This is a genomic window from Rhizobium sp. HT1-10, assembly GCF_049472505.1.
Classification (GTDB): Bacteria; Pseudomonadota; Alphaproteobacteria; order Rhizobiales; family Rhizobiaceae; genus Rhizobium.
In genome coordinates this window covers 531,755-547,114 of sequence record NZ_JBCEBQ010000003.1, presented here as the reverse complement: position 1 = coordinate 547,114, position 15,360 = coordinate 531,755, and the positions used below count along the sequence as shown (strand labels likewise).

The following is a 15,360-nucleotide window of genomic DNA, read 5'->3' as shown; positions in this document are numbered from 1 at the left end:
GCAGCCGTATTGGCGACGATGCTGACCGGATAAGGGCAGCGATCACCCGCCATGCCCATGCCTAACCGTCTCGACAAATCGCTTCAAAGCGCCGCTGAATTCGGCGCTTCGTGTCGCAAGGTTCAGTGGCGCAACGAGTGGAGTATCCAGCGCGATCTGGAGATAGGCTATGCCCTGCGTCTCCAAGCGAGCCATGGAACGAGGGATTAGGGAAATCCCGAGACCGGCGGCCACAAGGCTCAGCGTCGACAGCAGCCGTGGGGCTTCATGCTTGATCCGCGGACTGAACCCGGCGCTCAGACATGCGGCAATGACCGTATCGTAGAGGCCGGGACCGGATGGACGTCGATAGAGAATAAAGTCTTCGCCCGCCAGTTCGGACAGGTGGATGGTATCGCGCTCGCGGTCTCTCGATGCGAGCCGGTGACTATCCGGCAGCGCCACAAGCATCTCTTCGTCAAGGATGTGCGCGATGGTCAGACCCGACGAATCTTCCACGGGCGACCTGATGAAGGCGATATCGAGCTGCCGGGCGCGAATGGCGGCGATCAGATCGGGCGTGCTCGATTCTTCGAGCTTCAGAGACACCCCAGGCCAATTCACTCCGAACGTTCGAACCGCCGATGTTACCAGGGGATGAAAGGCTGCCGAACTGGTGAACCCGACCGCCAGGACGCCCTCGTCGCCACGCGCATTGTTTCGGGTCGCTTCCACCGCAAGCTCGACATCCCGAAGAATTGCCCTGGCTTTCTCCACGAATGTCCTGCCAGCCTCCGTGACCTCGACACCGCGAGGCATCCGCTTGAACAATGTCGCGCCGACCATCGACTCCAGGCTCCGTATCTGCTGGCTGAGTGGGGGCTGCTGGATACCGAGCCGCTGGGCGGCGCGCGTGATATGCCCCTCGTCAGCGACCACGACGGCGTATCGAAGATGGCGAAGTTCGATCAAGACATATCTCCTGCATATGCATATCCATTAATCCATATATTGGACCTGTACGGACGTGAAGTGTAGACAAGGCGCAATCCTTCATTTCATCGACAAGGCCAACTCATGGATAGACAGATCCAACCACCCGCCGAGGAACTTGCCGCTCCGGACATCAAATCGCTTTTCACGGGCTTCTTCATCCTTGGCCTGACGGGATTTGGCGGTGTCCTGCCGCTTGCCCGCCGAATGCTGGTCGAAACCCGGCATTGGCTGAGTGAGGAGGAATTCACAGAACTGCTCGGTCTCTGCCAGTTCCTTCCAGGCGGAAACATCATCAACCTGTCGGTCGCGGTTGGGCTAAAATTTCGGGGTGTCGCAGGGGCCCTGGCGGCCATTCTCGGTCTGATCGCCGCTCCCACCGCCATCGTTATCTGTCTCGGCGTCGTCTACGACCAGTTCCACGACGACGTCCGCGTCCAGCACGCATTCGCTGGCCTTGCTGCGGCGGCTGCCGGTCTCCTGGTTTCCATGGCCATCAAGATCGTCCTGCCGCTGCGCAGACGTCCGGTAGCCATTGCCATCGCCGCCGTCTGCTTCATCGCCATCGCGATTTTTAACCTGCCTCTCCTGCCGACAATGCTGTTGCTCTCCCCCGTCAGTGTCCTGGCAACGTGGAGGCTGGAGGCATGACCAGCACCCTGATAGCCCTTGCTGTGATATTCACCCAGCTTTCACTTCTGGCGTTCGGGGGTGGCAATTCCATCCTCCCGGAGATGCATCGCCAGGTCGTCGATGTGCACCACTGGATGACCGCCCAGCAGTTCGGCGCGCTGTTCGCCTTGGCCCAGGCCGCACCTGGCCCCAACCTCATGGTGGTGCCGCTCGTCGGCTGGCATGTCGCCGGCTGGGCAGGCGTACTTGTGACGTCGGTGGCAAAATTCGGTCCGTCGTCGATCGTCACGGGCGTCGCTTTTCATCTCTGGAACCGCTTCAAGGACAGACCATGGCGGAGGATCGTGCAGAATGGTCTCGTCCCTATGACGGCAGGACTGGTCGCCGCCAGCGCCGCGGTCATAACCGCAGCATCGGCTCTCAACTGGGTCCTTGCCGCGATCGTCGTGGGCTGCGCGATCGTATTGGTGAAGACGCGCATTCACCCGCTGGCCGTGCTTGCGGTCGGCGCTCTGATCGGCCTGAGCGGATTTGGCCAGGTATGAAGATGATGGACGTTGCCTGACAGCTTGCGCCTAGATCACCTGCCATCACCAGCGGATGGTGCATTTTCTGGCGTGCTTGCGTTCCGCGAGCAGTATGGGGACTGTTGGGCCAACCGTAATCGTGGGGTCTGTCCATACAAAATTTGTATCGAATAGCGGAACGGAACGGACCGCGATTCCGTTGCTTTGTTGAACAGCAAACGGTGTCGTCATGTCTACTGTCGCAAAGCTCGCTTCGATACTCTCTCTCAGCGCGATGTTCGTCGGGTCTGCACTGACGCCCGCCCACGCCTTGAGGATGCCGGTCACCGAAGAAGACCAAGCGACGCCCGAGCAATCCGTTTCGGCATACGCGGGCGACAAGCGAGGGGCGTACAGCTTCGAAGCTTCCATCTTGACGGCAGACGAGGTGAGGCACATCAAGTGGTGTGCCGGTCGCTACACAACGGGATACGACGCTGTCAGCGACACCTACGTGGGCGCTGGCGGCATGCAACTGCAGTGCCGCTCGCCGCGCTAGTATTGCAATATCTCAGAGAAACTTGGGCGTAGAGCAGCTCTGCCGAGCGACGACTTCAATTCTGCAAAGAACCACGGCTGGAGCGGCCATTGACACCTTGATGGAGGCGTTTTCGAGTGACACCTGCGACCTCGGGTTTGCCTTCGTCATTTGCAGGACAGCCTCTCGACAATACCTCTCTGACGCAACGACGCGACTGTCGCGTCCATCGCGTGAGTTGAAGGTAGGCTTCGGCCACACATTTGATGAGCGCTTTCGCATCAGTCGGGTTAGAAAGCGCGAGTTGAACATGCGTTATGAATCCGGTAGGCCAGCCCTCGATGCTTTGCCTCGCTTGGCGGCCTGCCGTCCTCCGAGTATCCCTGCGAGATGAGATGACTTCCGGAAATCAAGAATCCAGGCCGCTTGCAGGCATCGCGCTTGCCTGTGTCGGCTACGCGTGCTTCGCGATACAGGACGCGATCGTCAAATGGCTGGTCGCCGACTACGAGGTGCCCGAAATCCTCTTCATGCGCAGCTTCGTCATCGTCGTTGTCAGTGGATTTCTGGTCAGATACCGCAAGCATCCGTCGGTCTTCAAAAGCCCTCACCGGTCGTCGGTCGTCCTCCGGGCCGCCCTGATGTTCTTCGCTTGGCTTCTGTTCTACAACGCCGCGCGTCACCTTGAGCTTGCCCAGCTCACCACGCTCTATTTCTCCGCGCCGATCATCGTCATCTTTCTATCGATCTGGATACTCAAGGAGAGAGTAGACGCGGGTCGATGGCTGGCATGTATCGTCGGGTTTCTCGGCGTCGCGGTGGCCGCGAATCCGAGCCACACTCCGGATCTCATTCCGACGGCCATGTGTCTTGTCGCGGGGTTCTTCTGGGCCTGGAGCACGATACTCGTTCGTCTCGTCAGCCGAAGCGAGTCGACCCTCACCCAGATGTATGCGACCAGCCTGCTGTTCGGGCTGGCATGCGCCGTCTCGTTTCCCTGGATCTGGAAGACGCCTGACCTGATGGGCTGGGTGCTGATGCTGGGTTTGGGAGCGATTGCCACGATCGGCCAGTTCATCCTCTACGAGGGATTCCGATATGCGCCCGCATCCGCGCTGGCCCCTATCGAGTACACTGGTCTGATCTGGGCATTTGCGTACGGATACCTCATTTGGGCCGAGGTACCAGCCACGAACGTTTTCGCCGGAGCGGCGCTAATCGTTGCGTCCAGTGTTGTCTTGATCCTCTGGGAGCGGCGGCGGGTGCCCTCTGCCGCGCAAGATTAGTCGTCGCGGAAATGGTCTGCCGGGTTCGCTGGAGCTTCCATTCCAAGTCGCGCTGGTCAATTAGCCAATCGAACCAAACGATGGCCGGGTGGAAGCGAACATTGTTTATGCCCGCGCGTTTTGTTGGATGAAGGGAGATTGAACATGAAGACCGTAATCATAGCATCCGCCCTCGCTGTTGCCGCAATCATGGCTTCCCAGGCGTCCGCCACGATGGACGAGCTCAGGAAATATGAATGGAAAAACCGCGTTGTTGTCCTGTTCGGCGGATCGGGCGACCAGAAGCTCGCGAGACAGGTCGAGCTTCTAAGGAGCCACGAAAAGGACCTCGCAAACAGGGACATGGTTGTCATCACAGTGATCGGCGACGAAGTCCGTCCGGTCTACGGCGACGCGACAGGCGTGGACGCCCGGAAGCTTCGCCAGCAGGCCGGCATCGAGGGCAATGCCTTTGAGGCGGTGCTGATCGGTAAAGACGGCGGCGTCAAGCTTCGCAGTTCTGAGGTCGTGACGGATGAGGCCATGTTTGGCCTGATAGATCGCATGCCGATGCGAAAAAACGGCCAGGGCTGATCGCGCGCCCGCAAGCGCCAGCGGATGGAGCATCTGCTTAAGGAGCGTGGAGACGCCACTGCTGAGTGTTGACGGGAAATCGCCATCGATCTGCCAGTGCCCGAAACCGGGTCAGAAGGAGCCGGGATCGCCCTTCGGCGAGCCGTAATCTATGCCACCTATCGCCTGCCCCGTAAGGTTTACTACCCGACGCTCGACGGCCACCCTCCCAAGCTCCATCAAAGTCCCGCCTCCGTCGTCTCGCCGACCTCGTCCATGACGTCCTCGGAGATTTCCTGCAGAATCTGTTCGACCGGCCTGCTCCCCGAAGCAAGATTGAACATCACATGGTTCGCGCCCAGCGCATGGATGTCCTGGAGATAGCGGACCAGCGCATTCCTTCCGACCCGCATGCCAAGACCGAGCGGTTCGGCTGGCGCAACCGGGTCTTCGGAAAGATCCAGCAACATGGACTGGCTGAAGCTACGGTGTTCGGTCGTCACCTTCCCGACAGCCGTCTTCCAAAGCCCGATGCGATCCGCCTGTGCTGCCAACGGACGGTAGTAGGTCGCCCAGCCGACGGCATTGCGGGCAATCCATTCCAGCGATTGCGAAGCCGAGCCGACGGCAAGCATGGAAACCGGTGCGGCTCCTGTGCGCGGCCGTATCTGGAACTCCGGTCTGACAACGCCCTCCTCGTCGAGTACTTCACTACCCTGTCCGAGAGCGGCGGCTAGCCGTGTCCAGTTGTGCCGATAAAGCTCCTTGCGGTGCGCGAAGTCCTTGCCGAAGACGGAAAACTCCGATGGTCTGTCGCCGGATCCAAGTCCGAGCACGAAGCGCCCTTTCGACAGCGCGTTGACAGAGAGGGCAGCTTTAGCAACGTGGAGAGGATGCCGCAGCGGGAGAACGATCGACCCGCTGACGAGATTGATACGCGTCGTTGCCAGAGCAAGGGCACCCAGCAGGACCCACGGATCCGCGTGTCCGGTCGGGTCTGGATAGCTGTCGCCGTTGAGGGGAACGTCGCGAACCCAGATCGCCGAGAAGCCGAGCTCGTCAGCCCGACGGGCAATGGCTAACTGCGTTTCGAAGTCGAAATCGGCCGCCTGCCTCGGCTGTGAAGGGAGCACGATTCCAAGAGTGAGGCGGCCTGGTTCGGTAATCATCGGTGCCCGTCGGTATGATACAAAGATAGCGCCTTACACAGATAGGCCACGTCTTGAGCGCCAACGAGGTCTCCTCGGGATTTAATTCGAAGATGGGGCATCGACCGGTAGCTTCTTTCGATCCGCAGGCGGATCGACTATGAGAGACAGATGGATGTCCAAGAAACGCAACCGATCGAATTCCTGAAATCCGGCCCTGACGACGCCCGGCTAACCGTTCTGCTCGCACACGGCGCGGGCGGACCGATGGACTCCAAATCCATGACAGCCGCTGCGGAGGCCTTAGCCACCGCGGGCTTCAGAGTGGCCCGCTTCGAGTTCGGATACATGGCCGATCGCAGAGCGTCGGGAAGCAGACGGCCTCCGCCGCGGGCCGACATGCTGAACGGCGAGTATGTTGCGGCGGTGACCCAGCTCGATTGCAAAGGACCGCTGATAATCGGCGGCAAATCGATGGGCGGCCGCGTGGCCAGCATGGTTGCGGACGATCTTTATAGGAGTGGAAAAATCGCCGGACTGCTTTGTCTTGGCTATCCGTTTCATCCGCCGGGCAAGCCCGATAACCTGCGAACGGCTCACCTCGCCGCTCTGAAGACACCGACATTCATATGCCAGGGCACGCGTGACGAGCTGGGCACGAAAGAGGAAGTCGCGGGCTACGACCTGTCTCCAGAGATCGACATCCTCTGGCTTGAAGATGGGGATCACGATTTGAAGCCACGCAAGACCATATCCGGTTATTCTGCGGCGGACCATTTGAAGACGGTGTCGGAAGCTGTTGCGGGTTGGGCAAAGCGGGTTTGCGCTTAAGCCGTACTTACGATTGGGCGGTCGTGACATGACCTGGCTTACCGCCAATACCCATATGGCGACCGCCGCTTCCTGAAGGTCGCCGTTGGCCGTCTCCGGAAATGACGATGCAAGATACGACACGGGTCGAGGATTGACGTCCTAAAGCCGGACGACGAAGTCTTCTTGTAGTGCTCCTCTTCTGTTGCAAACCGTCAACCCTCTGCGATGGCAACTCGTTCCATGGAGACGGAGCGCGCGAAATCCGCCAGCGCCGTGCTCGCCGTTGATCGGTGGGACGAGTGTGCTATCTCCCCGCTTAACAGTCACGCTCGAGATCCCAGATGGCGAAAAGACATAGCGACGGTACCGTCCCTCCGACCGAAAGGCTCGAAGGGTTCGTGAGAGTCCGTGGAGCCCGCGAGCACAATCTGAAGAACGTCGATGTGGACATCCCACGGGACGCCCTTGTCGTCTTCACGGGCGTCTCCGGATCTGGGAAATCCTCCCTCGCTTTCAGCACGCTCTATGCCGAGGCTCAACGCCGATATCTGGAATCCGTCTCTCCCTATGCCCGTCGCCTTTTCACGCAGATGAGCGTTCCGGACGTCGATCAGATCGAGGGTCTCCCGCCTGCCGTCGCCCTGCAGCAGCAGCGCGGGTCTCCGACGGCACGCTCGTCGGTCGGCAGCGTGACCACCATCTCGAACCTGCTCCGGATGCTGTATTCCCGAACCGGCACGTACCCGCCTGGCCAGCCTCATCTCGAGGCGGAGTCCTTCTCGTCGAACACGCCGGAAGGTGCCTGCCCGCAATGCCATGGCCTCGGTCGCATCCATGAGGTGACCGAAGCGTCGATGGTGCCGGATCCGTCGCTGACAATCCGCGAGCGCGCCGTGGCGGCATGGCCACTGGCATGGGGCGGCCAGAACCTCAGGGACATCCTGATCACCCTTGGCATCGACGTCGACAAGCCATGGCGGCAGCTTCCGGAAAAAACCCGCGATTGGATCCTGTTCACGGACGAGCAGCCCATCGTCCCGGTCTATCCGGGACTCAGCCATGAGCAGGTAAAGCGTGCTGTCGCGAGGAAGGACGAGCCCTCCTATATGGGCACATTCTCAAGCGCGCGCCGCCACGTGACCCATAGCTTCGCGACAACGCAAAGCGCGATGATGAAGAAGCGGGCTTCCCGCTACATGCTCAGCAGTGCCTGTCCGCTGTGCGAAGGCAAGCGGTTGCGAAAGGAATCTCTCTCGGTCACGTTCGAAGGTCTCGACTATGCCGAGATGAGCAGGCTGCCGATGGCCCGTTTCTCGGACATCTTCGCGCCCTACGCAGACCCTGATGCCGAGAAGCTCGTGGCCATGCGGCGGAAGCACCCTGAGAAGGCAATGGTCGTCCAGCGCATCGCCGGTGACCTTTGCAGGCGGCTGGCGGTCGTTCTCGATCTCGGTCTCGGCTATCTTACCCTCGAACGGAGCACACCGACCCTGTCTCCAGGTGAACTCCAGAGACTCCGCCTGGCAACGCAGGTCGTCTCGAACCTGTTCGGCGTGGTCTATGTCATGGACGAACCCTCTGCAGGTCTGCATCCGGCCGACACCGAAGCTTTGTTACGGGCGCTCGACGGACTGAAAGCCGTTGGAAACTCGCTGTTCGTCGTGGAGCACGAACTCGACGTCGTCCGGCACGCGGACTGGATCGTCGACGTGGGACCGGCTGCCGGCGAACTTGGGGGCGAGATCCTCTACAGCGGCCTCCCGCAAGGCCTGCGGAATGTCGAACGATCGGAAACCGCCCGGCATTTGTTCGCGAAAGCCGGCGAGCCATCGTCAAAGCGGAGAGAACCGGACGGCTGGCTTCGCCTTTCCGGTGTCACCCGAAACAATCTTCGCGACGTCGACTGCGCGTTCCCGCTCGGGGTCATGACGACGGTGACAGGCATTTCGGGATCGGGCAAGTCGAGTCTGGTCAGCCAAGCGCTTGTCGAACTTGTCGGCGAGGCGCTCGGCGCTCCGGTTCGTCAGGAAAGCGACGCGGAGGATGAGGCCGCGCTGGAGGTGGAGCCAGGCCTGCCGACGCAGGGAAGGATCGAGGGCGGGCTGGACAGGATCCGACGCCTCATCGAGGTCGACCAGAAGCCGATCGGCCGGACGCCAAGATCGAACCTCGCGACTTATACCGGGCTGTTCGACCATGTCCGTTCCCTCTTCGCCGCCACGCCGGAAGCAAAGAAGCGCCGCTATGACGCCGGGCGGTTCTCCTTCAATGTCGCCAAGGGCCGCTGCCCGCGATGCGAGGGTGAAGGCTTCGTCATGGTCGAGCTGCTTTTCCTTCCGAGCGTCTATGCACCCTGCCCGACTTGCCATGGTACCCGCTACAATGCGGACACACTCGAGATCGAATACAGGGGAAAAAACATCTCGCAAATCCTGGGGCTTACTGTCTCAGACGCCTGGGAATTCTTCGACGACGCCCCGAGCGTCCGGGCATCCCTGAAAGTTCTGCGCGAAGTTGGACTGAGCTACCTGCGTCTGGGTCAGCCTGCGACCGAGTTTTCTGGAGGCGAAGCGCAGCGGATCAAGCTTGCGACCGAACTTCAGCGAGCCCAGAAAGGTGGCGCTCTCTACGTACTGGACGAGCCGACAACCGGGTTGCATCCGTCCGACGTCGAGCGGCTTGTCGTCCAGCTCAATGCGCTGGTCGAGGCAGGCAATACCGTCGTCGTCGTCGATCACGATATGACAGTGGCAGCGGCGAGCGACTGGGTGATTGATATCGGACCCGGTGCGGGTGACGAGGGTGGAAAGATTGTCGCCAAAGGCACTCCGCAAGACGTAGCCGGCTCGAAGGCAAGCCGGACAGCTCCGTACCTGAAGCGTCTTTTCCAACTCGATGAAGGCGTCACCCTATAAAGCCTTCGGGGACGTCAAAGAGCTTTGAACTCGGCTCCGTCAAGCCTCATCAGCATCTGTGGCGGAGAGGATGTGTCTGAATACGACTGCGGCTCGGAACCTTTCCATTCGCAAAAACCCGCCGACAGATAGAGCCTGATTGCCGCCTCGTTCGTGATCGTGACAGCGAGCAGGACTGACCGGCCGTCCCGAAAGGCTTCGCAGACCGCGGCACCGAGCAAATGCCGCGATAGGCCAGTCCCCCGCGCGGTCGGCCTGACATACATGCCTGACAATGCAGCAACGCCTGTTCGAGGTCCTATCCGCTTTTTAGTCAGAGCAACAACGCCCATCAGAGCGCCTGTCTGGTCGATCCCGCCAAAAACATGGTCAACGTCCAACTTGTCGAGATACCACGCCTCATCGTGCGTGAGCTCCTCGCCAATACTCATGCCCAAGGCGTCGTGATTGTCCGCGATTGCTTCTCTTCGGATATCGCGAAAGACCGCCGTGTCCTGTCCGCCAAGACGACGCACTTCGAAAAGAGGGCTCGATGTCTCAAGTAGCAACCGGCATTCTCCCATGCTTCGCTTCTCGATTGATACCACACTGTGGCCCGACGTGCCCTTGTTACGTCGCCCCTCTTCGGCGGCCGGTGACGTCGATTTCATATGCATGTGCAGCCCATTGATCGCATTTCGAACTCGGGAGAGCATTTCAGACCCTCGATCGGAACAAGCCCACAAGGAGGGTGTTCATTGAGACAACCGGAAAAAAAGGAATCGCTGAATGAAGATCTTCGGCATCGCATATGTAGCGACACTGCTTTCGTTCCTGATAATCGATTCGATCTGGCTGGGGCTCGTCGCTCGCAACTTCTATCGCGACCAGCTTGGCAGCCTGATGCTTCCCTCTCCCAACTTCGTGGTCGCTGCGGCCTTCTATCTCTTCTTCGCGGCCGCAATCGTCATTCTGGCTGTCAGACCGGGCCTCGATGCCGGCTCTGCCATCGCCGCAATCGGCTTTGGTGCCGTCCTTGGTCTTGCGGCATATGGCACTTACGACATGTCGAACCTGGCGACCTTGAAAGGATGGCCGTTGACGCTTAGCGTCGTCGACATGGCGTGGGGGACGGTGCTGACCGGGGTTGCCAGCGGATGTGGGTACGCAGCCGCCCGCTATTTCTCCTAACTGTCCCGCACTAGCCGCGATTGTTCCAATGCCGAAGAAAAAAGACATCCTGCCTCATGCACTCAAGGCGACCTGGACCGTGCCATCCGAGGCGACGCTCGGCTCGTCTGTCAGGGCAAGAGGCATATTGCTGGAGATGCGCGCTCGCCTTCCCAAGGCGGTTCGCAAGTCGCTCGATATCGATGGCCGGGTGCTGACACTCGGTATGCCTGAAGGTGAGACGAACGATTTCGAGCATGCATCGGCCATTGTCACCAAAGCGCTCGACGGCATCAAAGACCTTCCAGTCATTCCGCGGGAAATACAGGACATCCTGAGTATGACGGCTACCGAGCGTCACCGTTGGCTTGCTGACGGACGTCTGCCAAGCGCCGGAACGCGCACAGTCAGACTTCAGGGTCGGGCGAGGAAGATTACGTTCCATGTCTTCGACCCTCGCGTCGTCGTCGACCTGCTTGACAGGGGAGCGATCGACGAGTGGCGCGTCGAGGACGCCGAAGCCAGGGCCGAAAACAGACGCCGTGCGGCTTGGAATGCGAAGCAGGCTCGTCTGCTCAAGAAGAGCAACGAGGCACGACAGGAGCCTGATGACGGAACCCGGCCGAAGCTGGAAGGGTGGGAAGAATTTGGACGAGACGGACTTCTTCGGTGATGATTTGGGTGTCTACCGTTCGATTTGCGAGCAATCAGATCCGCTTGAGCTTCATCAACCTTGCGAAGGAGACAGGCATGTATGCGAGAACGGTCTACTAACTTGAGGCGGGAACATCGTATCGATTGCGCAAAGGTCAAATTTACTGATGACATCCATGAAATCTATTCGTTTGATTGATGCATGTAGCAGGCCCATATTTACTGTCGACACCTGACAGCGAAAGGATGATGACATGACAACCATTACCTATAGAAGCAGTAAGAACAGGCCGGCGTTTTTCGCGGCCGGTGGCACCCTCTACCAGCTTGCCGCCGCTATCGTGACCTATTCCGAAGCATGGTCAAGGCGCCAGGCAGCGCGGCATATCGAGGCGATGCCGTTCGACATGCGCAAGGACTTCGGCTGGCCTGCCGCCGACATCGGAAAAGCGACAGAGGAATGACGGAAAGCCTCCTCGTGACATCGAGCTAGACTGCGACCCGAGCTTAAGAAAACGCAGCCTAGCTCTCGCTACTCGGGTGAACTAACCATTTTTCTTCAACGACTTGCGCCCCATGCCGCACAGCGGCTTTGCAGCCTCCGCTCCCCCTAACATTTGACAAAACATAAATCTGCAACCATGGCGCAAATAAGCCTTTGCGCGCCTGAGCTTCCGTGAGATCGTCGCTTTCAGACTATTGATTTAGATGGGAGCAATCACGCATGGGCACGGCGCAGCAGGTAGTTGAACTCAGCAAGACGCCTGGCAGAAAGCGCACCATCGTGTTCTTTCTGATTCCCCATTTCACCATGCTCCCCTTTGCGGCAGCGATCGAAACCTTGCGCATTGCCAATCGAATGCTTGGCTATACTGCCTATACCTGGCGGCTTTCGTCGACGGATGGGGAGAAAGTCTATTCGTCCAGCGGGATCGGCATCGAGGTCAACTCGTCGCTTTCGGACGAACGGCGCTATCTCGGCGGCGAAAATCGGCCGAACATGGTGCTGATCTCCGCAGGCATCTATGTCGAGGAGTTCCACAACAAGTCGGTCAATGCCTGGCTGCGCGAATCCTACAATCGCGGCGTGGCTGTCGGCAGCCTCTGTACGGGCGCGCATGTGCTTGCCCAGGCCGGGCTCTTGAACGGCAAGCGCTGCGCCATCCATTGGGAAAACCTGCCGGGCTTTGCGGAAGCTTTCCCCCAGGCGGAAGTCTATGCCGATCTCTACGAGGTCGACAGCAATCTCTACACCTGCGCGGGCGGTACGGCCTCGCTTGACATGATGCTGAACCTGATCGGCCAGGACTTCGGCGAGAACCTCGTCAATCGCGTCTGCGAGCAGGCGCTGACCGATCGCGTTCGCAGCCCCAGCGACCGCCAGCGACTGCCGCTCAGGGCCCGGCTTGGGGTCCAGAATGCCAAGGTGCTTGAAATCATCGAGGTCATGGAGAGCCATCTTGCCGAGCCGCTGTCGCTGCTGGATATCGCCGACGATGCCGGCCTGTCGCGGCGCCAGATCGAGCGTCTGTTCCGCCAGGAAATGGGCCGCTCGCCCGCCCGTTACTACCTCGAGATCCGCCTCGACCGGGCCCGGCATCTGCTCGTGCAATCGTCGATGCCGGTCGTCGAGGTGGCAGTTGCCTGCGGCTTTGTCTCCGCCTCGCATTTCTCCAAGTGTTATCGCGAACTCTACAACCGCTCGCCGCAGCAGGAGCGCGCCGAGCGCAAGCTGACCATGTCGAATGTCCGGACAGGCGTTGTCATGTAAAGCCCTATAGGCTCACCTAGAGCTCGGCCTCCGCCGCCATCTTGGCGTCGGAGTAGACGAGATTGCGCCCCCTGTGCTTGGCCATGTAGAGAAACTGGTCAGCGGCATTCAGATAATTTCCAAATTCTTCCCGCGCATTGATCGCGGCGACCCCGATGGAAACGCTCACCCGCAATTCTTCGTCATCGGCCTTAATTTTCAGGGCCGACAGGTTCTTGCGCAATTCATCGCAGAAGATCGTTGCATCAGCCGAATCCATGTCTGTGAACATGATGGCGAACTCCTCGCCGCCGATGCGTGCCAGCAGATTGCGGCTTCCCTGCAGGAATGCCTGTAGCTGCGTCGCCACCGCCTTCAGAACCCTGTCGCCGATCTCGTGACCATAGGTGTCGTTCAGCCGTTTGAAGTGGTCGATGTCGAGGATCCCGATCGACAGGCGCTTCGTACGCCGGAGGCAATCCTCGACGATACGCGGTCCCTGGTCGAAGAAATAACGGCGATTGTAGAGGCCCGTCAGGTAGTCGACGGCGGCCGCGGCGCGCAGTATCTTCAACTGCGACAGGGTGTCGATAACCCGCGCAATGCGACACTGCAGCTCCTCGGCCACAAAGGGTCGCCGCAGGAAATCGGTAGCGCCGGCTTGCAGGAATTCGGTCGCGGCGAGCCGGTCGCTCGACGCCGACAAGCCGATCACCCGCAGCCGGTCGGAGTTGTGCCGATGGGTGATCTGCCGCGTGAGCTCGCAGCCGCTTCCGTCAGTGAGCGCATGGTCGATGATCACCAGTTCGATATCGCTCTGGCGGTCGAGCGCTTCGATCGCGGCGAGCCCAGTCGCCGCCTCAAGGACGACGAACTGCTGCATCTCCAGGCTGTCGACCAGCAGCTTGCGGGCCATCGGCACCGCGTCGACGACAAGGATCGTGATCTTGCTGTTGGCGATCGTCCGACGGACGGAGGAAACCAGGTTGTCGACAGCTTGCGGATTGTCCTTGAGCACGTAGTCGATGACGCTGCGCTCCATAAGCCGGCTGCGCATATCGAAATCGGCACTCGCGGTGAAGACGATGCACGGCAGCCTCTGGGCGAGAAGAAAATCAAGTGCCTCCCCATAGACGGCATCGGGAAGATTGAGATTGACAACTGCCAGGGTAAAACCATGGCCGGCCACGCCAACCGTGTCCTCCAGCATTTTCAGCGACGAACAGACAGTAACCTCAAGGCTGAGTTCGCTGCGAAACCGGTGCGACAGCATCGACACGAACATGCGCGAGTCCTCGACCAGAAGGATCTTCTGTGCGATCTGTCGGGTCGAGGGGCCCATGTCCCACACCCTCGCGTCGAATTTTGGTATACTCATGCCCTCGCTCCCCAAGGATGCGACCGACTCACGTTTCCGACGATCGGCGGCATCTCCTGGATTTCACCACAGAGAGGAAAGGCCCTCTCCACATTTGCAAAGTCGATAATGGCGAACCTGGATGAACGCCTAGTGTCACGGGCATGATTCCTGGCCATAGCTCATCAGGCGTAAGCGCGCTGCTGCCGCATCGACTGGATCTGCAGGAGCGTGTCGAGGTTCTGATTGACCCGGCAATAGAATTCCTCGTCGATGAATGGCCGCAGGATGAAGTCGTTGCCACCGGCCTTCAGAAACCGTGCCGACAGCAGTCTGTTGGTGGAGGAGGACACACCGATGATCCGCAGCTGGTGCGAGCCGATACTGGAGCGGATGCGTCGCGTCAGTTCGAAGCCATCGATATCGGGCATATTGTAGTCTGTAATCATCAGGCCGATGTCGGCGTGGGCTTTCAGTATCTCCAGCGCCTTGGCGCCGTTTTCGGCCACACTGACACGGAAATTGTAACGCTTCAGCCGACTGCTCAGGAGGGCGCGGGCGGTTGCGCTGTCGTCGACGATCAGGACGTGATGACGGTGGTTGGTGAGGAAGCGGCAGACGGATTCAGCGAGCAGCTCCACCGCGAAGATATTGTCCTTGAGGATGTAATCAACGATATCCTTGGCAAGAAGCGCATCGCGGACACCTTCCTGGAAGGTTCCGGTGAAGACGATCGTCGGAATGCTGAGGTCGATCAGATATTCCAGCGCCTCGCCGTTCTCGGCGCCGGGAAGGTTGATATTGGAGATCGCCAGCTTGATCGGCTCGGGCGACTTGTCATAGGCAAGCTGAAGTTCTTCGAAATTTCCGCAGATTTCGATGTCGATGTCAAAAAGTTCTTTGAGCCTTTTACCGATCATCGCGGTGAACAAGTGTGAGTCTTCGACGACAAGAATGCGCGCGCCAGCGAAGGTTCCACCGGAATATTGCATTCCGGAAATGCCTAGAAATCCCATGACTAACCTTCGATTAATCTACCACAACTGAGTTGAGATTAGGGGAAAGCATTTGAGTTTGTGTTAATTTT

16 protein-coding genes are annotated in these 15,360 nt (G+C 59.5%); 11 read left to right on the top strand and 5 right to left on the bottom strand.

Translation table 11 applies throughout. From position 1 onward, the window contains the following. Positions 1–42: 42 nt before the first annotated feature. Positions 43–951 (bottom strand): LysR family transcriptional regulator, encoded by a 909-nt coding sequence (locus VH564_RS11235; RefSeq protein ID WP_423339903.1) that lies wholly within the window; start codon positions 949–951, stop codon positions 43–45. 105 nt (positions 952–1,056) lie between these two features. On the opposite strand from VH564_RS11235, the gene VH564_RS11230 reads away from it, so the two are divergent. From VH564_RS11230 to VH564_RS11210, 5 genes are all read left to right on the top strand, one after another. Continuing rightward, positions 1,057–1,623, top strand: a complete 567-nt coding sequence (locus VH564_RS11230; RefSeq protein ID WP_423339902.1) for a chromate transporter — start codon at positions 1,057–1,059, stop codon at positions 1,621–1,623. Further along, positions 1,620–2,150, top strand: a complete 531-nt coding sequence (locus tag VH564_RS11225; RefSeq protein ID WP_423339901.1) for a chromate transporter — start codon at positions 1,620–1,622, stop codon at positions 2,148–2,150. The genes VH564_RS11230 and VH564_RS11225 overlap by 4 nt, the downstream gene beginning before the upstream one ends. Positions 2,151–2,361: 211 nt before the next feature. Beyond that, positions 2,362–2,670, top strand: a complete 309-nt coding sequence (locus VH564_RS11220; protein ID WP_423339900.1) for a hypothetical protein — start codon at positions 2,362–2,364, stop codon at positions 2,668–2,670. 374 nt (positions 2,671–3,044) lie between these two features. After that, complete coding sequence (locus VH564_RS11215) at positions 3,045–3,935, top strand: DMT family transporter (RefSeq protein ID WP_423339899.1); 891 nt, start codon at positions 3,045–3,047, stop codon at positions 3,933–3,935. 144 nt (positions 3,936–4,079) lie between these two features. Next, positions 4,080–4,508, top strand: a complete 429-nt coding sequence (locus VH564_RS11210; RefSeq protein ID WP_423339898.1) for a DUF4174 domain-containing protein — start codon at positions 4,080–4,082, stop codon at positions 4,506–4,508. A gap of 218 nt (positions 4,509–4,726) precedes the next feature. On the opposite strand, the gene VH564_RS11205 is transcribed toward VH564_RS11210, so the two are convergent. Beyond that, complete coding sequence (locus VH564_RS11205) at positions 4,727–5,656, bottom strand: TIGR03571 family LLM class oxidoreductase (protein ID WP_423339897.1); 930 nt, start codon at positions 5,654–5,656, stop codon at positions 4,727–4,729. Positions 5,657–5,806: 150 nt separating this feature from the next. Between VH564_RS11205 and VH564_RS11200 the strand changes: the two genes are divergently transcribed. Further along, positions 5,807–6,466 carry an alpha/beta fold hydrolase gene (locus VH564_RS11200; protein WP_423339896.1) on the top strand — a complete coding sequence of 220 codons (660 nt, stop codon included), beginning with the start codon at positions 5,807–5,809 and terminating at the stop codon, positions 6,464–6,466. A 323-nt stretch (positions 6,467–6,789) separates the two neighbouring features. Beyond that, positions 6,790–9,363, top strand: coding sequence for an excinuclease ABC subunit A (locus VH564_RS11195; RefSeq protein ID WP_423339895.1), 2,574 nt, complete (start codon positions 6,790–6,792; stop codon positions 9,361–9,363). A gap of 14 nt (positions 9,364–9,377) precedes the next feature. Here the strand turns inward: VH564_RS11195 and VH564_RS11190 are convergent, their stop codons facing one another. Next, entirely contained in the window at positions 9,378–10,019 is a 642-nt protein-coding gene (locus VH564_RS11190; RefSeq protein WP_423339894.1) for a GNAT family N-acetyltransferase, read from the bottom strand. A 112-nt stretch (positions 10,020–10,131) separates the two neighbouring features. Here VH564_RS11190 and VH564_RS11185 point away from each other — a divergent pair, with 112 nt between their 5' ends. From VH564_RS11185 to VH564_RS11170, 4 genes are all read left to right on the top strand, one after another. After that, positions 10,132–10,533, top strand: coding sequence for a DUF2177 family protein (locus VH564_RS11185; protein ID WP_423339893.1), 402 nt, complete (start codon positions 10,132–10,134; stop codon positions 10,531–10,533). A 28-nt stretch (positions 10,534–10,561) separates the two neighbouring features. After that, positions 10,562–11,185 (top strand): hypothetical protein, encoded by a 624-nt coding sequence (locus VH564_RS11180; protein ID WP_423339892.1) that lies wholly within the window; start codon positions 10,562–10,564, stop codon positions 11,183–11,185. A 235-nt stretch (positions 11,186–11,420) separates the two neighbouring features. Continuing rightward, entirely contained in the window at positions 11,421–11,630 is a 210-nt protein-coding gene (locus VH564_RS11175) for a hypothetical protein (protein WP_423339891.1), read from the top strand. A 260-nt stretch (positions 11,631–11,890) separates the two neighbouring features. Further along, complete coding sequence (locus VH564_RS11170; protein ID WP_423339890.1) at positions 11,891–12,937, top strand: GlxA family transcriptional regulator; 1,047 nt, start codon at positions 11,891–11,893, stop codon at positions 12,935–12,937. A gap of 16 nt (positions 12,938–12,953) precedes the next feature. Here the strand turns inward: VH564_RS11170 and VH564_RS11165 are convergent, their stop codons facing one another. After that, positions 12,954–14,294 carry a diguanylate cyclase gene (locus tag VH564_RS11165; RefSeq protein ID WP_423339889.1) on the bottom strand — a complete coding sequence of 447 codons (1,341 nt, stop codon included), beginning with the start codon at positions 14,292–14,294 and terminating at the stop codon, positions 12,954–12,956. 164 nt (positions 14,295–14,458) lie between these two features. After that, positions 14,459–15,289, bottom strand: a complete 831-nt coding sequence (locus tag VH564_RS11160; RefSeq protein WP_423339888.1) for a response regulator — start codon at positions 15,287–15,289, stop codon at positions 14,459–14,461. Positions 15,290–15,360 lie beyond the last annotated feature (71 nt).